The following is a 22,844-nucleotide window of genomic DNA, read 5'->3' as shown; positions in this document are numbered from 1 at the left end:
CCTCTTGGATAAAGCCTTGGGAGGGCGTTCAATTTCGCAATGTCGATGCTTCTCGAAACTGGTTCCAAGATAGGCGGCGTCAGCCGCTATTTTAAGGAAGATAAATTCAAATAAGGGCAGAGTTTGTGAAAAATATACTCTGCCCTGGGTCCGCTCCTATTTCTGCTGTTTTTCGTTCCAGCGCAGCAGAAATTGGGACTTTTCGAAAACCAGTACCACCACGAGCGACATTGCGAACGGAATAAGCAGGTAGAGCAGGCGGAAGACGATCAGGGCGGCCAGGACATCGGCCTGATCCATGTCCGGCAGACCTGTGAGGAAAACGAGCTCCAGGACACCGAGACCACCGGGAGCGTGCGATATCAGGGCTGCCGAAAACGAGACCAGAAAAATGCCGAGAATAATGAGAAATCCGGGATTACCGGCTTCGGGCAGGGCAAAATATATGATGCCGGCGGCGCCGATCAGTTCCAGAGGAGCGACGATGAGCTGTTGCACAACCACCGACATGCGCGGATATTCCAGACGGAAGCTGCCGATCTTCAGCGGGCGCAGGCCCAACCAGCTGCCGAAGACATAAACCAGCACGAATGCCAGCATCAAAAGAGCAATAACGATAGAGACCGTCGGTGTCAGCTCCTCGTTGAATCGCATCAGAATGTGCGGTTCGAGTAGAAGAACGACGCTGGAAGTTATGATGACGCCAAGAATGAACGTGAAGGAGCAGAAAGCGATGAGAACGGCGATTTCACTGCCGGGCATGCCTTGCGAGGAGTACGCTCGATAGCGCACCACGGCGCCGGAGACGACGGAGGCCCCGATATTGTGCGACAAGGCGTAGGTGGTGAAAGAGCAGAGCGCGATGAACAGCCAGGAGATTTTGCGCTTGAGATGCAGGAGCGCGATACGATCATAGCCTGCAAGCGAACTATAGGCGAGAAGCGCGGAGCCAGCCGCAAGAATCCAATGATGGGTGCGGATGGCATAAAAACTGTCCAGAACATCATCCAGCGAGATGCTGCGAAGCTCTCGATAAAGGAGCCAGACCGAAATTCCAACTGCGCAAATGCCTACGACCGGCCAGATGTAATCCTTTGCTTTCATCAACCGGTCACCACGCCTTCATGCTTCATATCATCCCCTTTTTTGCCCATAATATCGGTTGTTCCGTCCGATATTATCCCCATTATGCCTGTCTGAGGGGCGCCTTCCGAAACGGTGTCGGCGTTTTTCCTCTTGATCTCGGTGCCGATTGCCTTCGCCATGGCGGCTGCAATTTCTGCTTCTCCCAGAATGACAGAATTGGCGCCAAGATCATGCAGATATTGTGCTTCTGCCTTCGAGCAGGCGCGCACGACGATGTTGATTTCCGGGTTGGCAGCTCGAGCCAGCGCTGTCACCCGACCAGCCTCAAAGGCGTTGGGTATCGCGATGACTAGATTTCGAGCAGCTGACGGATTGGCGGCCTCCAATATTTCCGAATCGGAGGCATTGCCGGTAATCGCCTCAATGGCTTTATCCTTCAAAGATGCGCTGACTTTCGGCGAATCTTCAATCACGAGGAAAGGCGAAGTTTGCGCCTGCAATCCTTCTGCGATCCCCGCACCGATTTGGCCATAGCCAACGACAATCGTGTGTCCGACCAGCAATGTTTGCGGTAAAGGCTCGGGCTCGGAAATGCTGGGTTCGACATCGCTGTTGTCACCAGCTGTAATTTCGCCCTTGCTCCGCTTCTCGATCCATGGCCGCATCCGCTCTGCCACGATGAACATGACCGGATTGAGGAAAATCGAGAGGATTGCGCCAGCGAGAATGAGATCGCGCCCCGCCGGAGGGAGTAGATTGAGGCTGACGCCCAACCCAGCAAGAATGAAGGAGAACTCACCGATTTGCGCAAGGCTTGCGGAAATGGTGAGCGCCGTGCTGATCGGGCGACGGAAAGCGCGAACGATAAAGAACGCCGCAACCGATTTTCCGACGAGAATGATGGCGAGTGTTCCCAGTAGCGGGAGCGGATCGCGAACAAGGCTCATCGGATCGAACAGCATGCCGACGGAAATGAAGAACAGCACCGCGAAAGCGTCGCGCAAGGGGAGGGATTCTTCCGCTGCCCGATGGCTGAGCTCGGATTCGCTCATCACCATGCCGGCGAAGAACGCGCCCAACGCGAAGGAAACGCCAAACAGATGGGCAGCGCCGAAGGCAACGCCCAGTGCTATGGCGAGCACACCGAGACGAAACAGTTCACGCGAGCCGGTCTGGGCCACGACGTTGAGAAGCCACGGTATGACCTTGCGCCCGACTATGAGCATCAGCGCAACGAAGACAATGACCTTGGCAATGGTGAGAAGAATGATGCCGCCTATGCCGAGGCCAAGCCATGAAACAATTGGATCGCTTGCTGCCGTGCCTTCAGCGCGACCGGTGACGCTGGCAATGGCCGGAAGCAATACCAGGGCCATGACCATGGCGAGATCTTCGACGATCAGCCAGCCGACGGCAATGCGCCCACGCTCTGTATCGATCAGGCGGCGCTCCTGCATGGCGCGGAGCAGGACGACTGTACTGGCGGTTGAAAGGGCCAGGCCGAAAACCAGACCCGCCTGAACATCCCAGCCGAGGGCCAGGCCGAGGCCCGTGCCAAGTGCGGCGGCGGCGGCAATCTGCGCAAGCGCGCCGGGCACCGCGATGGCTTTGACGGAAAGAAGATCCTTAAGCGAAAAATGCAAGCCCACACCGAACATCAGCAGGATGACACCGATTTCGGCGAGCTGAAGGATGAGGTCCTGATCTGCGACGAAGCCGGGAGTATGGGGACCGGCAATAACACCGGCAAGGAGATAGCCAACGAGAGGCGATATTTTCAAACGGGTGGCTATCGCACCGAAGATGAAGGCCAGGCATAACCCGATGACGATTGTCGCAATCAAAGGCGTGTCATGGGGCATCAGGTGCCTTCCCCCTCTGGCTTCTCGGTTTTTGCATGTGGATGCCGGGCAAGGACTGAGCCTTGCCCGGCGAATGATTTTATTTCTGCGCTGCAGCGCTGTCTTCGATAGCCTGATGGGCTTCCTTCCGGTGCTGCCACCAGTTGCCCAGCAGAAGCAGAATCGGAGCAGCGATGAAGATCGACGACGACGTTGCGATCACGATACCGAACAGCATCGGCACGGCAAAATTATGAACCGCGCTGCCACCCCAGATGGCCATCGGAACCATACACAGGAATGTCGTCACCGATGTATAAATACAGCGCACGAGCACCTGATTGATACTCATGTCGACGATCTCGCGCAGTGGTTTTGATTTATAAAGGCGCATGTTTTCACGCATGCGGTCATAAACCACGACCTTGTCGTTTACCGAGTAGCCGATGGCGGTCAGAAGCGCTGCGATGGCGGTCAGGTTGAAGTCGAGCTGGAACAGCGCGAAAAAGCCGACCATCTTCGTGGTGTCGAGAATGAGCGTGATGATCGCTCCCATCGCGAAGAACCACTCGAAACGCCACCACAGATAGATGAGCATACCGAGTGCCGAAAGGACAACGGCGATGAAGCCGGAACGGGCCAATTCGCCCGAAACCTTCGGACCGACGACTTCCGTCCGTTCGATCTTCACGCCGGGATCAAGCTCGGTTACGGCCTGGCGCATCTTGTTGACGGCGGCCGTCTGCGCTTCTTCGCCACCATCCTGACGCTGCACACGGATCAGTACGTCATTCGGACTGCCTGCAGACTGCAGTGCTACTTCACCAAGGCCAAGCGCGCCAAGCTTCTCACGCAATTGTGCCAGATCGGCAGGTTGTGACGTGACGATTTCCGCCTGGATACCGCCCTTGAAATCGATGCCGTAATTGAGACCCGGCTTGAAGAACAGACCAATCGAAAGGATGGACAGGACGATCGAGACGCCGATGCCGACGAAACGGGCGTTCATGAAGCTGATGTTCGTCTTTTCGGGAACGAATTTCAGGAATGGCTCGATGACGAGCACCTTCAGCTTACGCTTGCGTACGTACCAGGCCATGACCATGCGCACCAGCGTCACATCCGTGAACATGGAGATCGCGATACCGAGCATCATGGTGATGGCAAAGCCGCGAACCGGACCCGTGCCGAACGTGAAGAGCAGCAAGGTTGAGATCAGGGACGTAACGTTCGCATCCACGATGGTGGAGAAAGCGCTGTGGAAGCCCTTGTCCAGCGCCGCCATGGCTCCGAGGCCTCGGCGCGTTTCTTCACGAATACGTTCGTTGATGAGAATATTGGCGTCGACCGCGATGCCAATACCGAGAATGATACCGGCAATACCGGGCAATGTCAGCGTTGCCCCGATAAGGCTCAATGCAGAGAAGGTGAGCAAGGTGTGGAGCAGCAGCGCCACGTTCGCAATGGTACCCCAGACGCCATAAAGCAGCTGGATGAAGACCGCAACAAGCACAAAGCCGACGATGCCAGTGATCAGGCCCATCTTGATAGCGTCACCGCCAAGATCCGGACCAACGGTTCGTTCTTCGATAACGGTAAGCGGAGCGGGGAGGGCGCCAGCGCGAAGGAGCGCGGAAAGGACAACCGTGTCCTGGACCGTGAAGCTGCCGGAAATCTGGCCCGAACCGCCGGTGATCGGTTCGCGGATGACCGGTGCGCTCAGCACCTTGCCATCGAGCACGATTGCGAACGGACGATTGACGTTCTTGGTCGTAATGTCCGCGAACTGGCGGGCACCAAGGCTGTCGAAACGGAAGGAGACGATCGGCTCATTGGTGCGCTGGTCGAAGCCCGCACGCGCGTCAGTGAGACGCTCGCCGGAAAGGGCGATCTGATCCTCGATCGGGAACTTGATGTTCGGGTCCTTGGAATCCGGCATGATCGTTACGCCGGGAGGCGGCGGATCGTTCGGATTGGCATCAGCAACCATGTGGAAGCTCATCTTCGCCGTGCTTCCGAGAAGCTGGCGAAGCTGTGCCGGGTCCTGGAGACCGGGAAGCTGAACGACGATGCGATCCGAACCCACACGCTGGATGGAAGGCTCGGCAACGCCGACCTGGTCAACGCGCTGACGGATGATTTCGAGGCTCTGCTGGAGAGCGGCGTCGAGACGGTAGTTGAAGCCCGCCTCGGTCAGGGTCAGACGCACCTGGTTGTCGGTCGAGGCGACATCGATGTCGTTGATCGCAGTGCCGAAACCGCTGGTGTTGACCTGCGAGATCAAGGTGCGCAGTGCAGTTTCCGCCTTGGAACGCTGATCGGCGTCGGGAATGGTGACGACAACGGCATCGCCAACTGCGCGGATGGACTGCGGCTGGATACGCTCGGCGCGCAGCTTGCTGCGGGCATCGTCCAGCAGGGTCCGCAGACGGTCCTTTTTCAGACCAGCGGCATCAACTTCAAGCACGAGATAGGAGCCGCCGCGCAGGTCGAGACCGAGCGTGACCTGACGCTTCGGGAACCAGGACGGCATCGCGTCGAGGTGCTTCTGGGTAAAAAAGTTGGGCAAGGCGATGATAACGCCGATCACAACGATCAGGCTATACAGCGCAACCACCCATTTCGAAGTACGCATGGATTAAGGTTCCGGTTGGTGCGCCCCAATTGCCACTAACTGAGTGGCGGTGCGGGCTTTGTTTATTACGGGCGTTAGGATTGGTAAGGGCCAATCATCAAGAATGGCGTATTATGCGCTTTTCGGAGGCGCACGGGCAGAGCCAAAATGTCTCTGCAAGACCGCGAGACGCGGGAAATTCTGCGCCGCTTCGGCTGATTTCGTCTCTGGCAGTATCACGCCTGCCGAAGCAACAAGCAGGGCCGCCCCGGTGCCATCGAGATAAGCTGTCTTGATTTTGGCCGCTATGGCTTCGATCAGGATTGCCCGCATGGGCTGGGGTGAGGGAGCGGACTGCTGGCGAACAGGTGTCGCCGGACTGCCTTCGACCTGTCTTGCTACGATCCCGCCGGCATGGCTGCGGGCTGCATCCTCATCAATGGACGAAAAATCGACGGCAAAGAGAAAAGCGGTAAAAGACAGAACGCAGGTCACGAACAGCATGAAGCCATGCCGTTTGTGCTGTTCCGTGTTTGTCATCCCCTTCATCAAATCGCCAAGACTTTCTCTAGAGTCTATCCGTGGAGTCGAGCCAGCTTTTCACACTCATTGCGAATCCTCATTAATCATTTGTGTTCGCGGGAACAAGGAAATACTGGCATCACGGCTTGTCTTATACGGTATCTGTCCGCTTCCTACGCGCGGTGAAATCTTGTAAACAGCCACGCCTTGCATCCGTTTTAGGGCGCTTTATGTTGAAACCATGTCTTGTTTAACGGCAGAATTGAATTGGCATATTCATCGACGTTTCGTGTTCTTGCATTTTCTCTTCTGATCGGCGTTCTGTCGCCGGGGAGCCTTGCGCCCGCCATCGCACAGGACAGTAAGCAGCCGACACCGGCTGCGACGCAAGCCGCACCAGTTGCGGCTCCCCAAAGCAATACAGCCCAGCAAACGCCTGCTGTCACTGATCAGCAACAAACGCCGACGCCGGTTTCCAGTGTCGTCAAGCAGCAAAGGCCCGTTATCGACGATCTGAAGCAGCAGACGAAACGGATCAGCGATCAGCTTCCCAAGGCGGCTTCAAACGATGAAACGCTCGCCAACCTCAAGCTCCAGCTGGATTCTCTTTCAAAGAAGCTTCTTGATGCCGGTGTTTCATTCCGTCCGCGTCTAAGCGAAATCAACACGCGGCTGGAACAGCTGGGGCCAGCGCCGTCGGGCGATCAGCCGCCTGAACCGGCCATCGTCAGCGAAGAACGTGCCCGGCTGACCTCCGAAAAGGCGGAAATCAATGCGATTGTCGGCGAGACGGAAGATACGTCGCTTTCCGTCAACCAGATGTCCGCAAAAATCGGGGATATGCGCCGGGATCTTTTTGCAAGGACGCTTTCCCAGCGCGTGAACATCGACACGACGCTTGGGACTGAGGTTGCATCGGCGGCGAGCTCTCAAATGGTATCGCTCTGGCGCATCGTCCAGTCATGGTGGCGCTTTGTAAGCACGTTCAAGCTCAATTCGTTTCTCGCCGCCGCCTTTTTTGCGTTCGTAGCCGCGTTGGTCATCCAGCTGGGTGCGCGGCGCGTTCTGGGAACGCTGTATCAGCGTGATCCAACGGTGGAGTCGCCCTCCTATCTGAGCCGACTGTCGGTGGCCTTCTGGTCTACGGTGATACCATCGGCGGCTGTCGGTGTATTCCTGGCGACCACGTACTTTTTTCTGAATTATTTCAATGTCTTGAGAACCGACATTGCATCTCTTCTCCAGTCACTTTTTCTGGTGCTCGGGCTGGTTTTCTTCATCCACAGGCTGGCATCCGCCTGCATCAGCTCTGATATGCCGCAATGGCGGCTGGTTCCGGTCGCGCCACGTCCGGGACGTGTTCTGGGCTGGCTGATAACGGGAACGGCGCTGACAAGCGGGCTCGATTCCTTCTTCGGAACGGTCAATCAGATACTTTCCTCGCCGCTGTCGCTGACGATGGCGAAAAGCCTGCTCGCTACCGTAATGGTCGGTGTCCTTATTCTGGCAATTGCTTTCCTGAAGCCCGTTGAGCGCGAAAAGGATGGCATTGTCCGGTCGTGGCCGCGTGCGTTCAGAACGTTCCTCATCATATTGGGGCTTTTGCCTATTCTGACTGCTGTCTTCGGCTATATAGGCATGGCGCGCTTCATATCGCAGCAAATCGTGGTGACGGGCGCATTCCTTGTGACCATGTATATGGGTTTCCTGACCGGGCGTGCGATTTCCGAGGAGCAGGCTTTTGCATCCAGCCAGATCGGCAGGGCAATGCGGGAGCGCTTTCATTTCGATGACGCGACGCTGGATCAGCTTGGCCTCGCAGCGGGCATCCTGATCAATCTCGTCGTGGCGCTGATCGGTATTCCGCTTGTTCTGATGCAGCTGGGCTTCCAGTGGGCGGAACTGAAAAGCACGTTCTATCAGCTGATGACCGGCTTCCAGATCGGCAATATGTCAATCTCGCTGATGGGGCTGCTGTCAGGCGTGCTGCTGTTTGTGATCGGTTATCTGCTGACGCGATGGTTCCAGAACTGGCTCGACAACAGTGTCATGGCGCGCGGGCGCGTCGATTCCGGCGTACGCAATTCGATCCGCACGGTCATAGGCTATGTCGGTCTCTGTCTGGCGGCCTTGATGGGGATATCGGCAGCCGGGTTCAACATGTCGAACCTCGCCCTTATTGCTGGTGGTCTTTCACTCGGTATCGGTTTTGGCCTGCAGAATATCGTTCAGAACTTTGTTTCAGGTCTCATCCTGCTCGCCGAGCGTCCCTTCAAGGTCGGCGACTGGGTGGAGGCCGGCACGGTCAGCGGTATCGTCAAGAAGATCAGCGTGCGTGCAACGGAAGTCGAAACTTTCCAGAAGCAGTCGATCATCGTGCCCAATTCGACGCTTATCAATGGTAACGTTGGCAACTGGACCCATCGCAACAAGCTTGGACGCATCGATATCAACGTGCAGGCCTCCTATACTGCGGAACCGCGCCGGGTTCATGCATTGCTGCTGGAAATCGTTCGTGGCCATCCATCAATCTTGAAGAATCCGGAGCCTTTCGTCGCTTTTCAAAGCATGAACGATTCACTGATGGTTTTTGATATCTATGCCCATGTAGCCGATATTACATCGACCGGCGGCATCAAGAATGAGCTGCGTTTCCAGATCGTCGAGCGTTTCCACGAAGAAGGACTGCATCTGTCGTCATCCTCGACCGATCTCGTCCTCAGCGTGCCGGAAATCGAAAAACTTTCCGGGTTAATGCAGCAGGAAAGAGAGAATTCGTCTGCGGTCAGGACAAAAAAGGCAAGTGCGGAAAAGCCGGAAGCCAAGGACAAGGACGATGATCGCGCTTGATGAACATTGCGTTCAGTTGCAGTTCAGTTTTGTCCGCTTATAAAGGGCTGTCTCAGGGCAATAGGGCTCACGCGACAGAGGATATATCGCAGCGGGAGCGATAGAAAGGTCGGGACGATATGAACACAAATCAGCTCAACAGTTTGGGCAAACTTGTTCTTGGTGCAGCAATTGGTTTTGCGGTCTCGACTGGCGGCGCCTACGCTGCCCAGATATCCAATAATGATAGCGGCCCTCAGACGGTTGTGGTTACGGAAGGCGCTTCCAAGCGCGAAATGATCGTCGCGCCGGGTGAGACGGTGGATTTCTGCGCTTCAGGTTGTTTTGTGACCTTTCCCAATGGGGATCGTGAAGCATTGACCGGTGATGAAAAGATCACGATCAGCGGTGGCAAGGCAACACTGAAATAACAATTCCTCCGGTAATAAAAAAGCCGAGGCGACACCCTCGGCTTTTCTTATTAAAAGTGTTCAGCTTCGAGGTTTCAAGTTTTCCGGATCGTAGAGCGGTTTATAACCGATAGAGCGCACTTCGACCGGATAAGTCTCACCGAAATATTCCACGCTCAATTTGCGGCCTTCCTGGCAATAAGCCCAGGGCAGATAGGCAAGAGCAATATTCTTGCCGATGGTTGGGCCATAAGCGACGGATGTGGTGAAAGACCGGCGGCCCAACTCGTCGACAAGCGTCTCTCCCGTTTCAGGGTCCTGTACCGGCATGATGCCGACCGGATAACGGGCCACGCCGTTCTTATCGAGATTGTCAGTCATCACCAGCGTGCAGAGCATCGCTGGCTGGTGCTCGCGGGCGCGGTATTCCAGATGCTTTGCCTTGCCGCGGAAGTCAGCTTCCTTGACCTTGGGACGGGCAAGATCTGCTTCCAGAAGATTGTATTCGGTCAGCAGATCGGCATTCTGCAGGCGCAGGCTCTTTTCCATGCGGCGCGTGTTGGCATAGGTTTCGACACCAACCGCAATCACGCCGGTGGAGCGAAGCGCATCCCAGACGGCGAGGCCGTCTTCGTAACGCATATGCAGTTCCCAGCCCTGCTCGCCGACATAGGAAATGCGGAAGGCGGTAACGTCTTTGCCTGCAATCCTGATAGGCTTGATGGCAGCGAACGGGAAGTTTTCCGCATCAAGGCCTTCCGGGTTCTCAACCACCTTTTTCAGGTTTTCACGCGCATTCGGACCCCATATGCCGATGGTGACGTATTTTTCGGTCACATCAATGATGGTGACGTCAAAGCCCTTATCTTCGGCTACGCGGCGCATATAGTGGAAGTCACGAGGCCCGGCATCGGCGCCATTGATCATGCGGATACGATCAGCCATGCGGATTGCCGTGAAGTCGGCGCGCACCATGCCTTCGTCATCGAGGAAGTGGGTATAGATACCCTTGCCGATATTGGCGTCGCCGCCAATCTTGGCGGCACACAGCCACTCCATCAGTTCGACATGGTCGGGGCCTTCGATATCGTACATGGCGAAGTGGGAGAGATTGATGATGCCGCAGTTTTCGGTGAGTTCGAGATGTTCGGCATTGGAAACGCGCCAGAAATGGCGGTTGTCCCATTCGTTCTCGCGCACCGGTACGCGGTCGCCGTATTTCTCCAGCAGGTGCTCGTTGGCGGCATAGCCATGCGCGCGCTCCCATCCGCCCAATTCCATGAAATAGCCGCCGAGTTCGACTTCTCGTTCGTAGAATGGCGAGCGGCGGATGTTGCGGCCCTTTGAAAAGGGTTCGCGCGGGTGAACTGCCGGATTATAAACCTTCATCGCGGTTTCCGTGCAGCGGTCCCAGATGTACTGTTCCGTCATCTGATGCGGATAAAAGCGCGAATAGTCGATGGCGTGATGGTCGATGGATGTGCGGCCGTCGGTCATCCAGTCGGCGATGAGTTTGCCCATGCCGGGACCGTCCTTGACCCAGATGGCGACGGCATACCACAGGCCGCGCACCTTCTGGCTTTCGCCCATGGATGGACCGCCATCGGTCGTGACTTGCAGGAAGCCGTTGAAGGAGTGGCTTTCATTATAGCCGAGTTCGCCCAGAATGGGCGTCAGTTCGATTGCCCGCTCCAGCGGTTCCAGAATCTGGTCCATTTCGAGGTCGCGCTGCGATGGCGAGAGACGCGCTTCGTGCTTTTCCAGAAGGTCACGCGGATGGCACAAGCGCGGGTTCTTTTCTTCGTAATAGCCCCATTCGATCTGTCCGCCTTCAGCGGTTTTTGGATCGCCCGTATCGCGCATATAGGCCGAGTTGCCCTGATCGCGCATGAGCGGCCAGCCGATTTCCTTGCCCGTTCCTTCGAACTCGGTATAGGGACCGAAAAATGTCAGCGGATGATCGATCGGCATGACGGGCAGGTCTTCGCCAACCATTTCGGCAATCAGGCGGCCCCAAAGTCCCGCACAGATGATGACATAATCGGCCTCGATGGTGCCACGATGCGTGACGACGCCCTTGATGCGACCGTTTTCCACGATCAGCGACTGTGCAGGCGTGTTGGCGAAACTCTGCAGCTTGCCTGCGGCCTCTGCCTGATCGATCAGCTTGCCGGCAACGGTCTGTGAGCGTGGGATAACCAGGCCGGCATCCGGGTCCCACAGGCCGCCTTGAACGAGGCTCTCCTCGATGAGAGGGAACTTTTCCTTTATCTCCGCCGGTTCCATCAACCGCGCGCGGGTGCCGAAGGCCTTGCCCGATGCGACCTTGCGCTTGATTTCGTCCATGCGGGCATCGTCGCCAACGCGCGCCACTTCGATACCGCCGACGCGCGCGTAATGCCCCATCTTTTCGTAGAAATCGATGGAATAGAGCGTCGTCCAGCAGGAAAGGAAGTCGTGGCTCGTCGCATAGCAGAAGTCTGACGCATGGGCTGTCGAGCCGATGTCGGTCGGAATGCCGGATTTATCGATGCCGACGATATCATCCCAGCCCCGCTCGATCAGATGATGTGCAACCGAAGCCCCGACGATACCGCCCAGCCCGACAATCACAACTTTCGCCTTCTTAGGAAACTCTGCCATTTTATGCGACCCTAGTTGGTATTTTCACAAAACCATAGTCGTTGGCTGGCCGTGACATTTGCCTTTATACGACATATTCGCAGCGCCAGACGACTGCATGGCAGCTTCTGGAAATCGCCGAATGGCGGAAAGATGCTGTTCTGTTCGCGACGTGTTCGCCCATCCGAGGTGGCACACAGCACGCCTTATGAAATTGATTCCGAAAAGAACTGTATGGTTTTGATTTTCTTTCGAAAGCCGGAAGTGCCGGGCCCTCCCGTTCAAGAGCCGACACCGTTCCCGTTCGATATCGTGCTCAGGCAGCGACGAGCATTTTGCGCTCTGCACGTTCCTGTTGCGGCGAGCGCCCATAGAGTTCCCGGTAGCATTTGGAAAAATGCGACGCGGATACGAAACCGCAGGCAACTGCAACCTCAACGACCGGCATGGACGATTGCAGCAGCAGGTGCCGTGCCCGATCTAACCGGATTTCGAGGTAATAGCGCGCCGGAGATCGGCCCATTTCCTGGCGGAAAAGTCGTTCAACCTGCCGGCGGGACAGGCCGATCGTATGGGCGACATTGATCAGCGCCTGCGGTTCCGAAAGGTTGGCTTCCATCATCTCGATAATGGTCAGTACCTTCGAATTTTGAATGCCGAGGCGGGCGCGCAGTGGCAGGCGCTGGCGATCCTGTGGGCTGCGAACACGATCGGTCAGGGCCTGCTCGCAAATCTTGTTGACCAGGTTCGCGTCGAAATCGTCGCCAATCAGTTTCAGCATCATATCGAGAGAAGCTGTTCCACCGGCGCAGGTGTAGAGGTTGCTATCCACCTCAAAAAGATCGGCATAGACTTCCGCCTTGGGGAAAGCCTCCGAAAAACCCGGAAGATTTTCCCAGTGAATTGCGCAGCGCTTTCCGGATAGAAGTCCGGCTGCCGCCAGTATGTGGGCGCCGGTACAAAGCCCGCCGACGGCAACACCGCGATTATACTCCTCGCGCAGCCACGCAAAGACTGATTTGTTCCTGAATTCTTCTACGTAGACGCCTGAACAGACGAACACCATCGATGGACGCTGTTCGCGCTGTAAAAAGCGCCGCTCGTCTTCTAGCGATGCGTTGACAGCGCATTCCACGCCATTGGAGGCCGTCACCGGCTTTCCGTCGACAGATGTCAGTCGCCAACGATAGGCGTCATAGCCCAGCATTCGATTTGCAATGCGCAATGGCTCGATGGCCGTTGCGAAAGCAATCATCGAAAAATTTGGAACAAGAAAAAAGACAATAGACCGCTTAACCGATGAAGCCTGGATCATGCCCGATCGTTCCCATTCTCGAAGGCTTTGGCCGCGGTTCCCGACGCAGCTGAGGCCTTGTGTCTCCGTCACGACTCCGGGTCATTTGGGGCCCGGTTTCTATCCGGTCGCTTTCAGACCGGCGATCTTGTCGCGCATACCCGGATTCACAGGGGGCAGGTGATGACGCAAACAAGATAGTGTTCTATTGAGACACAGAACGGGTAGGTTGCAAAGTGCGGCTAAATGCCTGCCGCGAAAAGGTATTTCAATGTCGGGAAATTGAGGGCGGGCCGCATGGTCGCCCTCAATCGATTTCAGTTTTTGCGCGGGAACTCGGCCGGATTTCGCGGGGTGCCGGCCAGCCGGTCATCCACGTTGGGCCAGCCAATATCGTGCAGTATGTGTTCAGGCAATGATTCCAGCACCCGGCGGCTGCGCTTCACGCGTCCCTCGTAAGCCCAGATTTGCAGCTGCTGCCGTACTCTGGAGTGAAGTTCCAGAAGCCATGACGGCGCATTTGTGACGGTCCAAGTTGGCAGGAAGCGAACTGTCGCCGCCTTGCCATGGGAAGCGGTTTGGCATTGAACGGTCATTTTCTCTCTCCTCGTTCAGAAAGTCCGGTTGATGCGTTCGCTGCAGCTCGCCTTGTTGATGCTCTGAATATGTATTCCGCTTGACGTTCAATCAAACGAAATATAGAAAGGATTAAGATCAGAAAATTTGAACAAAGTGCTAGAAACGGAGTCCGTCATGACAGCGCCCGTTCAACATCCCCTTCCGATGCTCGATATTGATGTGTTGCGCACATTTGTGGCGATTGCCGATACCGGAAGCTTTTCTTCAGCGGCGAACGCGGTGTTCCGCACGCCGTCTGCTGTTTCGATGCAGATCAAGAAACTGGAAGAACAGCTGGGAGTTGCGGTTTTCGACCGTGACGCGCGTTCGGTCACGTTGACCAGCGATGGTGAGATTCTGCTCGGCTATGCGCGGCGTCTTCTGGCTCTCAATCGCGAAGCGGTGTCGAAATTCGTTGCGCCCACGGTGACCGGCGTGGTCCGGTTGGGCTCGCCGGACGATATTGGCGAATGTGTCCTGCCTCTCGTGTTGAAGCGTTTTTCTGAAAGCCATCCGGGGGTAACGGTCGATGTGGTGATCGACCAAAGCAGCAACCTGCGCAAGCGGCTGGACGAGCGCCGACTGGATGTGACGCTGATCAATATTTCCCACACCGTGCCCAACAAAGGCGATGTGGAAGTTCTGCTGGACGAAGAACTGGTATGGGCAGGCGCCAAGTGTGGTACGGCTTATCGCCGGGACCCTTTGCCGCTCTCCATATGGGAAGAGGGCTGCGCCTGGCGGGGCAATGCGCTTGAAGCGCTTGAAAGCAGCGGGCGTCCTTATCGGATCGCTTATATGAGCTCACACTCAACCGGGCAGCGGGCGGCGATCATGGCTGATCTTGCCATCGCGCCTTTCGGTAAAACGCTGTTGAGTGAGGGAATCGTTGCTTTGGGGCCTGAGCACGGCCTGCCTGCTCTTGGCCGCTATCAGCTTGGCATGGTTGTGAAACCGGAAGCCGGTCCGCATATTCAGGTTGTCGCCGACCATTTGCGAAGTGTTTTCGAAGGTTATCGTCGCTCCGGGCGGTTCGAGACCTTCCGTGCATGCTGATGAAGATCGCAGTTTATTGGGATAGGACTAAAGCATTCTCTTGCCAGTGAAAAACGCTGCGCTAGATTTCTTGTGTGACAGCCGAGTGAATCGGCTTCACCGCCAGCTGCCGAGCAGGGGCTTGTATGCGGCGGGAGGCATAACTGGTTTGAATAGGCTTGGAACTCTAGGCGTCTGCTCCTTCAAAAGGGCAGAAACGCGCATCCCATTGGAGAGACTGTCATGAAGCTGACCCGACTTGTCCCATTAGCTATCGTTCTCTGCGCATTTACGCTCGCCTCCTGCGCAAACACGGTTCGAGGCGTTGGCCGCGATGTAAAGAGTACCGCACATGCGGTCCAGGATACCGTAGAATAAAGAACAAATGGCCCGGGAAGACCCGGGCCATTTCGCTACGGCACCAGAAAATAGCTGACCGTCATATGCTTGTCGGGCCGGGTTTTGTATACAACGTCCGTGGTTACGATGTTTTCATCAGGCACGGCTATATTTGCGTTCTGCAACAAGGCGGCAATGCGCTCATTTGGTTCAGCCCCCCCAAACCACATCACGAGGACAGGTGGCGTCAAATGCGCTCTGGTATCCGGTGTTTCTGGGTGCACTACTCGTAAGGCAGAATCAAACAATCTGAAATTGCCCGGTATCTGGGCATTGTCCGTCAGGATCGTCTTGAATGGGCCTTTCGCCTGCACTTCCTCATAAAGATGTCGATAGTCGAGTTGGCCGTAAGGCGGTGAGCCGGAGCCGTAGGTCAGATTGTAGCTCAACACCGGCGGAACAATCAGCGCGGCAACAGCGCTGACGACGGCATAGTCGATCAAAGGTCGATCTCCGATCCGATAACGCCCCATAAGGCTCGCCATCAGTGCCGGAGTCAGAAACAGCACTGGCTGCAGCCAGCGGTCTTTCACGTTATTCGCACCGGTCGCCACAACACCCACAAGCACAATAACCAGCCCGACCAAGATGAGGAGACGGAGAAATTTTTCGCCGGTGGTCAGCGAGGTTGCGGGTGCGGTACGTTTTCTCCAGTGAATAAGCGCGATAATGCCAGCAATCGCGATTGCAAGGATCGAGAATAGAAATGCCGCTTCAATGAGGCTTTCGACGCCCATCAGCCTGTCGAAGAGCAGATTGCCGGAAGCGCCGATCTCAAACTTGCTCGCACGCGCCATGACACTCGATTTGTGCGCCAGCATCCAGGTCGCGGTTGGCCCGAAGCAGATCGCGAATGCCAGAACCGTTACGAGACTAAGCCTGGAGAGCAGTATCCGGCGATATTCGGGCATGAGAAGGCCCGTCACAATCAGCATGATCAGGAAAAAGGACGCGTTGAACTTGCCGAGAAGTGCCGCAGCCATCGCGGCGCCAAGAGCGGCAGCAGACCCCGCGTGACGCGCCCGCATATGCCAGGCAAAGGCGAGAAATGCCCAGCCACAACCGGCGGTACCTGCAACTGAATGCGTCAATGCGCGCTGCGATTCCCATCCGATTTGCGGAATGAGGAACAATCCGAGCATGCTGGCCGACGCAATCATGCGCGAAAAACCGAGCAACTTCATCGCGCCGTAAACGCTGAGGAACAGGCTTGCGAGAAGGCTGAACTTGACGATCTGCAGCGTGAGCATCGAGGTGCCGAGCAATGACGCCGCCAGGTTGGTAATCCATGTATAGAGAGGGGGTTGCGATCCGCCATAGCCCCAGTCCAGATAGCCGATATTCGCCAGCTGTTCAGCGTCATCGAGACCGGCACCGTTCGAAACAACAGTGACAAGAACGGCCTGAAACGCAAAATAGCACAGCACGAAAATGACAGCCACGGGCAGGCCGAAGAGTTTCCTGTCTGCGCTGGAAACAGCGGTGGCTGATCGTTGTGCGGTCAAACTCATTGCCCCGAATAAAATATGGCCTGTGCAGGCGCGCCAGTGGAGGCACACTGCATTTCACAGGATTATGTCCGGATTTCAATCGGACGGCTCAAAAAGCTTTGTAACAAAGGCGTGTAATTGGGCAATCACGTGGGGGCAAGAGGTCTAGGCTCACGACCCAACAATTTAATGGAGACCAGCAATGGAAATGACAAAAGCTGCGAGCCTCACACCATTTCCGTCAAATTAACAGTTCCTGAGCCTAGTGCTGATACGGCAGTATTTTCAGGCCAGGAACGGCAAAAACCGCGCTGCCAAAGGTGCACGGTTTTGCCAATTACGCATGGCATCTCCGCCGAACAATACACTGGCGGGATATACTGAGCTCCGGTACGCAGTACCAGATCCGGAGCGTCGAGCCGGTGTGAACCGCCTCTTGCTCCTTTCTAGCTCAACATCGTTACCGTACGGTTATCAGACACTTAAGCAAATCTAAACAATGCAAGTTTTTTGCATGGGGATTTGTTTACCTTGCTCCAGATTTAGCGCGCAGATAATTGATGATGCCTGAAAAGTCTTCGCCGCCGTGGCCCTCGCTGGCGAAGAGACCGTAGAGTTCCTGCGCATGTGCTCCAAGCGGCGTTTCAGCGCCAGCGCTTTGAGCGGCTTCCTGAGAGAGCTTGAGGTCTTTCAGCATCAGGGCTGCGGCAAAGCCGGGTTTATAGTCTCGATTGGCAGGCGACGTAGGAACGGGGCCGGGAACAGGACAATAGGTCGTCAGCGACCAGCATTGCCCCGATGAGGTCGAAGCCACGTCGAAGAGGGCCTGATGTGAAAGCCCCAGCTTTTCCGCAAGAACAAAGGCTTCGCTGACACCGATCATCGATATGCCGAGTATCATATTATTGCATATTTTTGCGGCCTGTCCCGCGCCATCGCCACCACAATGCACGATTTTTCCGGCCATGGGCTGTAGGATCGGTTCGCCGCGCCTGAACGCCTCGTCGCTTCCGCCAGCCATGAAAGTCAATGTGCCTGCGGAAGCGCCCCCGGTGCCGCCGGAAACCGGCGCATCGATGGAAAGATGTCCGTGGCTTGCGGCCAGTTCATGTGCCTTGCGCGCCGAATCCACATCGATTGTCGAACAGTCGATGAAAAGTGAATCTTTGCGCGCCGTTGGTGCAATGTCTTCATAGACGGCGAGAACATGCTTTCCCGCCGGCAACATGGTGATCACCACGTCCACGTCAGCAACTGCGTCCTGGGCGCTCGAGGCGACCGAGAGACCGTTTTTCCTTGCTTCATCAAGATGTTGCGGCAAAAGGTCGAAACCGCGCACGGTGTGACCGGCTTTCACGAGGTTTGCGGCCATTGGCCCGCCCATATTGCCAAGGCCGATAAATGCTATTTTGGCCATAATGAACTCCTCCCTTGGCGATTATTAATTCAGTCAGCGCCCGATCATCTGGCGTGCAATGATGACGCGCATGATTTCGTTCGTGCCTTCGAGAATCTGGTGCACGCGCAAATCACGGACAAGCTTTTCGATCCCGTATTCATGAAGATAGCCGTAGCCGCCGAAAAGCTGGAGCGCTTCGTTTGCTACATCAAACCCCGTGTCCGTGACGAAGCGTTTGGCCATCGCGGACCATTTTCCTGCGTCATGGGTTTTACGATCAAGCTTGCTGGCTGCGGCATAGAGAAGAAGACGCGAGGCCGAGAGTTCGGTTTCCATGTCGGCCAGACGGAATTGCAGCGCCTGAAATCGGTCAATCGTCTGGCCGAATGCCTTGCGCTGGCTGCAATGTTCCAGCGACTTGTCGAGCGCTGACTGTGCGCCACCGAGCGAGCAGGCAGCGATGTTGAGCCGCCCCCCATCAAGCCCTGCCATTGCGATGCGGAAACCGGTTCCTTCCTCACCTAGAAGATTTTCAACCGGAACGCGGCAATTATCGAAAATGACGGTTCTCGTCGGCTGCGCATTCCAACCCATCTTGAATTCATTGGCGCCGAAAGAAAGGCCGGGTGCATCTTTTGGCACAACGATGGTGGAAATTCCCTTGGGACCGTCCTCGCCGGTACGCACCATTGTCACATAGATATCTGTTGCGCCAGCACCAGAAATGAACTGCTTGGAGCCGTTGAGAATATAATGGTCACCATCGCGCGTGGCGCGTGTTCTGAGCGCTGCAGCATCCGAACCTGATCCGGGCTCTGTCAGGCAATAGCTCGCAAGCGATTCCATCGACGTGAGCTTCGGCAGAAAGCGTTGCCGCTGTTCTTCGTTTCCGAAAGTGTCGATCATCCATGCGGCCATGTTGTGGATGGAGACGAAGGCCGAGAATGAAGGACATGCGGTTGCCAGCGCTTCGAAAATGAGCACCGCGTCGAGCCGTTTCAACGCCGAGCCACCTACATCTTCACGCACATAAATGCCGCCCATGCCGAGCGGTCCCGTCTCTTGCAATATATCGACGGGGAAATGCTTGTCACGATCCCACTGCAATGCATGCGGCGCGACACGATCACTGGCGAAGGCTCGCGCCATATCCTGAATGGCAAGCTGATCTTCGTTCAGTTCGAACTGATTCTGGTCGGCAGCATCCATGGTTTCCTCCCTGTAGCACCGTACCCCTCCGCCGAACTAGATCATAACCGGGTGAGGCTGCCAACGCTCCATTGGAATAATGTTGCTCACATTTGTAATAAACTGATGCGCATTTTTGCATAGAAGGTGGCCGAACGGCATGCCGTTGCCAGCGCCTCGAGTTTAAGCTACGCACCTTTCCATGGCACGCGCAATCATGTTTCAAGGTACGGGTTCGGACGTCGGCAAAAGTGTTCTTGTTGCCGGATTATGCCGCGTTGCACGCAATCGCGGTCTCAAAGTCAGACCGTTCAAGCCGCAGAACATGTCCAACAATGCGGCAGTCAGCGATGATGGCGGAGAAATCGGCAGGGCGCAGTGGCTGCAGGCTCTGGCTTGCGGAGTACCGTCGTCCGTCCATATGAACCCGGTGCTCCTGAAGCCGCAGACCGACATGGGCAGCCAGGTCGTCGTACAGGGGCAGGTGCGAGGCGAGGCGCGCGGGCGCTATTATCAGGAATTGAAACCGCAGCTCATGGCAGCGGTCATGGAATCATTCGCTCATGTCAGCGAAGGCGCAGACCTTGTGCTGGTGGAGGGGGCTGGATCACCTGCCGAGATCAATCTGCGTGCTGGTGATATCGCCAATATGGGATTCGCTACGCAGGCCGATGTTCCGGTCGTTCTCGTCGGCGATATAGACAGGGGCGGAGTGATCGCTTCTCTTGTAGGGACGCACACCATTCTTTCCGAACAGGATCGCGCGATGGTTCGCGGGTTCCTGATAAACAAGTTCCGGGGCGATATTTCGCTTTTTGATGACGGGCTGGCCGCGATTACCAGGTTTACCGGCTGGCGTTCATTTGGGCTGGTGCCTTGGCTGAAAGCAGTGTCGCGATTGCCTGCCGAGGACTCGGTTGTTCTTGAACGTGCTGTGGCCGGGCACAAGAAGGCGCTTGTGGTCGCGGTGCCGATGTTGCCGCGCATCGCGAATTTCGATGACCTCGATCCGCTGAAAGCTGAGCCGGATGTGGAAGTGGTCATGGTGCCGCTCGGTTCGAGTATTCCCGCCAATGCGGGTCTCGTCATTCTGCCCGGAACCAAGTCTACGATAGCTGATCTGATGGCGCTTCGGGACAATGGCTGGGATCGGCAGTTGTCCGCCCATGTGAGACGGGGTGGTCACGTGCTGGGTATCTGTGGTGGATTTCAGATGCTTGGTCGCCACATCAGCGATCCTGCTGGTATCGAAGGGCATGTGCGCGACATCGATGGCCTCGGATTTCTCGATATAGAAACGGTGATGGCGCCTGAAAAAGTGGTCCGCAATGTGCAAGCGACTTCTTGTCTGCACAATGTACCGCTGGAGGGCTACGAAATCCATATCGGTCGCACGACCGGACCGGATATGGCGCGGCCTTTCGCCCGGTTAGCTGAGCATCACGATGGCGCGATATCGCTGGATGGCCGGATTATGGGAACCTATCTCCATGGTGTTTTCAATGCGGACGAATTTCGGCGAAAATTTCTGGAGAGGCTTGGTGTGCGAAGCAGTTCGGTAAACTATCGCGTCGGCGTCGAAGATGCATTGAATGAGCTGGCCGAAGGACTGGAAGAATGTCTCAATATCGACGCGTTGTTTAATTTGAAATGAGATTGCAGATATTCTGCCGCGATTGACGCCGGTGGGGCGAAAGCCTAATATCAAACCATGCAATAGGTTTTTGTCGGGACGAAACCCGGCGATACCAAAAAGGGAATGCGACGGACGGACCCAATCCGGGCGTCTTTATCGCAGCCGACCCCGCGACTGTAGAGCGGAGAGGGATGAGGCAAACCGGATAACCGGTAACCACTGGAGGCAAAAGGCCTCTGGGAAGGTAGCTTCAATCCCCGCGACCCGTGAGCCAGGAGACCTGCCTGTTGCGTGAGGCATTGAGCCCGCACCCCATGGGAGGTTTTTCCCTGCTGCCTGCACGGAGGTTGTCATGGCTGCACGTACTCAGAATTCTGTTTCCAGCACACTCGCAATGCCGCTCGCTGCCCGTCTGGGCACGGCTGTTGTTTCGCTGCTTCTTGGCGCGTTCCTGATTTACGGCGTAGGGCTTGCCCATTCCGATACGCTGCACGATTCGGCACACGATACGCGCCATTCCTATGGTTTTCCCTGCCACTGAGCAGTCGAATAGCTGTCAGAATTGAAGTTGAGCAAAGCTTGATGGTGGACGGCCATCAGCGCGGAATTGCTATTGGGGACAGAAATGTTGATCCGTTATTTGCTGGCGACGCTCGCCGCCGGTCTTCTGGCCGGGTTGCTGGTTACGCCTGCCATGTATCTGAAAACAGTGCCTTTGATCCTGCAGGCTGAAACTTTCGAAGGAACTGGTGGTGGCCATAGCCACGGCGAGGCCGCACCGCATGATCATGGCGCTGTTACCTTAGATGCCGAAGAGGAAGGTGCCGAACTGCCGTTCGGACGATTGGGTAACACGATCCTTGCCAATCTTGTTGCGGGGGCTGGCTTTGCCCTGCTGCTTGGCGGCGTGGCGTTGCTGCTCGGACGTCGTATTACCGTGCAGAATGGCATTTATTGGGGCGTTGCAGGCTTCTTCGCGGTGGCATTTCTGCCTGCGTTGGGGCTCTCGCCGGAGTTGCCGGCAATGCCTGCGGCCGATCTGGCAGAGCGGCAGCTCTGGTGGATTGCTGCCGTGGTGCTGAGCGGTCTCGGTATATATCTCGTCGTGTTGCGTCAGGAAATTTGGGCGAAAATCCTGGGGCTGGTTCTGATCGCTGCGCCACAGCTCTATGGAGCACCGCATCCGGAAGATATCTCGTCTCCCGTTCCCGCGCTGCTTGCGTCGCAATATGCGGTCGCCTCGCTGGCGACCAACTTGTTCATGTGGGCGGTGATCGGCCTCGCGCTCGGCGGGTTCATCCAGCATTATGCATCGTCCGAGATTGAGGGCTGACGAAAATGGCTTCGCCGGGAAAATCGGTTCTGGTCCTTGGCGGAGCCCGTTCGGGTAAGTCGTCCTATGCCGAGAAAATGGCGCAGTCCTCGGGGCTGCAGCCGCTCTATCTTGCAACAGGGCGCGCCTTCGACGACGAAATGGAAAACCGCATTGCCATTCATCGGGACCGACGTGGATCCGACTGGCAGACAGTAGAAGAGCCGCTCGATCTCGTCAGTGCACTCACGCTGCATGTTGCCGTAGACCGGTTCGTGCTGGTCGATTGCCTGACCCTGTGGCTGACCAATCTGATGATGGCCGAGCGCGACATAGCGGCAGAGACGGCAGGACTTGTCGCCATGCTGCCTAACCTCGCGGGGTCTGTGGTTTTTGTTTCGAACGAAGTTGGGTTTGGAATCGTGCCGGAAAATCGCATGGCACGGGAATTTCGCGACCACGCAGGCTTTCTGCATCAGGCAGTGGCCGCGGTTGCGGATGAAGTTTATTTGATAGCGGCAGGGTTGCCGCTGAAGATGAAGGGATAAA

18 protein-coding genes and 1 riboswitch are annotated in these 22,844 nt (G+C 56.3%); of the genes, 8 read left to right on the top strand and 10 right to left on the bottom strand.

The annotated features are described in order from the left end of the window. Positions 1-156: 156 nt before the first annotated feature. The 4 genes from OINT_RS07240 to OINT_RS07225 form a co-directional block, all read right to left on the bottom strand. Entirely contained in the window at positions 157-1,104 is a 948-nt protein-coding gene (locus tag OINT_RS07240) for a lysylphosphatidylglycerol synthase domain-containing protein (RefSeq protein WP_006471720.1), read from the bottom strand. Continuing rightward, complete coding sequence (gene ybaL / locus OINT_RS07235; RefSeq protein ID WP_006467127.1) at positions 1,104-2,948, bottom strand: YbaL family putative K(+) efflux transporter; 1,845 nt, start codon at positions 2,946-2,948, stop codon at positions 1,104-1,106. The genes OINT_RS07240 and ybaL overlap by 1 nt, the downstream gene beginning before the upstream one ends. 79 nt (positions 2,949-3,027) lie before the next feature. Further along, on the bottom strand, positions 3,028-5,562 hold the full coding sequence (secD, locus tag OINT_RS07230) for a protein translocase subunit SecD (RefSeq protein WP_006467126.1): 2,535 nt from the start codon (positions 5,560-5,562) through the stop codon (positions 3,028-3,030). Between the two features lie 111 nt (positions 5,563-5,673). After that, on the bottom strand, positions 5,674-6,090 hold the full coding sequence (locus tag OINT_RS07225) for a hypothetical protein (protein ID WP_006473321.1): 417 nt from the start codon (positions 6,088-6,090) through the stop codon (positions 5,674-5,676). 240 nt (positions 6,091-6,330) lie between these two features. Here OINT_RS07225 and OINT_RS07220 point away from each other — a divergent pair, with 240 nt between their 5' ends. Together OINT_RS07220 and OINT_RS07215 are read left to right on the top strand one after the other, a co-directional pair. Further along, positions 6,331-8,913, top strand: a complete 2,583-nt coding sequence (locus OINT_RS07220; protein WP_006473322.1) for a mechanosensitive ion channel family protein — start codon at positions 6,331-6,333, stop codon at positions 8,911-8,913. Between the two features lie 119 nt (positions 8,914-9,032). After that, positions 9,033-9,323, top strand: coding sequence for a hypothetical protein (locus OINT_RS07215; RefSeq protein WP_006467123.1), 291 nt, complete (start codon positions 9,033-9,035; stop codon positions 9,321-9,323). Positions 9,324-9,383: 60 nt separating this feature from the next. Here OINT_RS07215 and OINT_RS07210 read toward each other — a convergent pair whose 3' ends face one another. The 3 genes from OINT_RS07210 to OINT_RS07200 all read right to left on the bottom strand — a co-directional run bounded on the left by OINT_RS07210 (position 9,384) and on the right by OINT_RS07200 (position 13,814). Beyond that, complete coding sequence (locus OINT_RS07210; protein WP_006467122.1) at positions 9,384-11,945, bottom strand: GcvT family protein; 2,562 nt, start codon at positions 11,943-11,945, stop codon at positions 9,384-9,386. A 295-nt stretch (positions 11,946-12,240) separates the two neighbouring features. After that, entirely contained in the window at positions 12,241-13,239 is a 999-nt protein-coding gene (locus tag OINT_RS07205; protein ID WP_006470279.1) for a GlxA family transcriptional regulator, read from the bottom strand. A gap of 296 nt (positions 13,240-13,535) precedes the next feature. Further along, complete coding sequence (locus OINT_RS07200) at positions 13,536-13,814, bottom strand: hypothetical protein (protein WP_006467120.1); 279 nt, start codon at positions 13,812-13,814, stop codon at positions 13,536-13,538. A gap of 157 nt (positions 13,815-13,971) precedes the next feature. On the opposite strand from OINT_RS07200, the gene OINT_RS07195 reads away from it, so the two are divergent. Further along, positions 13,972-14,892, top strand: a complete 921-nt coding sequence (locus OINT_RS07195; RefSeq protein WP_025090461.1) for a LysR family transcriptional regulator — start codon at positions 13,972-13,974, stop codon at positions 14,890-14,892. Positions 14,893-15,114: 222 nt separating this feature from the next. After that, positions 15,115-15,249, top strand: a complete 135-nt coding sequence (locus tag OINT_RS22865; RefSeq protein WP_006470280.1) for an entericidin A/B family lipoprotein — start codon at positions 15,115-15,117, stop codon at positions 15,247-15,249. 35 nt (positions 15,250-15,284) lie between these two features. Here the strand turns inward: OINT_RS22865 and OINT_RS07190 are convergent, their stop codons facing one another. The 3 genes from OINT_RS07190 to OINT_RS07180 form a co-directional block, all read right to left on the bottom strand. Next, positions 15,285-16,781 (bottom strand): glycosyltransferase family 39 protein, encoded by a 1,497-nt coding sequence (locus OINT_RS07190; RefSeq protein ID WP_036564500.1) that lies wholly within the window; start codon positions 16,779-16,781, stop codon positions 15,285-15,287. A gap of 505 nt (positions 16,782-17,286) precedes the next feature. Further along, positions 17,287-18,177 carry a 3-hydroxyisobutyrate dehydrogenase gene (gene mmsB / locus OINT_RS07185; protein WP_006467117.1) on the bottom strand — a complete coding sequence of 297 codons (891 nt, stop codon included), beginning with the start codon at positions 18,175-18,177 and terminating at the stop codon, positions 17,287-17,289. 33 nt (positions 18,178-18,210) lie between these two features. Beyond that, a complete protein-coding gene (locus tag OINT_RS07180) occupies positions 18,211-19,368 on the bottom strand; it encodes an isobutyryl-CoA dehydrogenase (RefSeq protein WP_006467116.1) in 1,158 nt (385 codons plus the stop codon). A gap of 181 nt (positions 19,369-19,549) precedes the next feature. On the opposite strand from OINT_RS07180, the gene OINT_RS07175 reads away from it, so the two are divergent. The 4 genes from OINT_RS07175 (at position 19,550) to cobU (ending at position 22,843) form a co-directional block, all read left to right on the top strand. Then, positions 19,550-21,001 carry a cobyric acid synthase gene (locus OINT_RS07175; protein WP_006467115.1) on the top strand — a complete coding sequence of 484 codons (1,452 nt, stop codon included), beginning with the start codon at positions 19,550-19,552 and terminating at the stop codon, positions 20,999-21,001. A 47-nt stretch (positions 21,002-21,048) separates the two neighbouring features. Next, positions 21,049-21,285: riboswitch (cobalamin riboswitch) on the top strand. 50 nt (positions 21,286-21,335) lie between these two features. Continuing rightward, positions 21,336-21,524, top strand: a complete 189-nt coding sequence (locus OINT_RS07170) for a CbtB domain-containing protein (RefSeq protein ID WP_006467114.1) — start codon at positions 21,336-21,338, stop codon at positions 21,522-21,524. Positions 21,525-21,608: 84 nt separating this feature from the next. Further along, the gene (locus OINT_RS07165) at positions 21,609-22,316 is read left to right on the top strand and encodes a CbtA family protein (protein ID WP_006470282.1); all 708 of its coding nucleotides are present in this window, start codon (positions 21,609-21,611) and stop codon (positions 22,314-22,316) included. A 5-nt stretch (positions 22,317-22,321) separates the two neighbouring features. Further along, positions 22,322-22,843, top strand: coding sequence for a bifunctional adenosylcobinamide kinase/adenosylcobinamide-phosphate guanylyltransferase (gene cobU / locus OINT_RS07160; protein ID WP_006467112.1), 522 nt, complete (start codon positions 22,322-22,324; stop codon positions 22,841-22,843). Position 22,844: the final 1 nt, after the last annotated feature.

The organism is Brucella intermedia LMG 3301 (genome assembly GCF_000182645.1).
GTDB classification, from domain to species: Bacteria; Pseudomonadota; Alphaproteobacteria; order Rhizobiales; family Rhizobiaceae; genus Brucella; species Brucella intermedia.
Note: the sequence above shows the minus strand (reverse complement) of the source record. Positions and strands in the feature narration are given on the sequence as shown.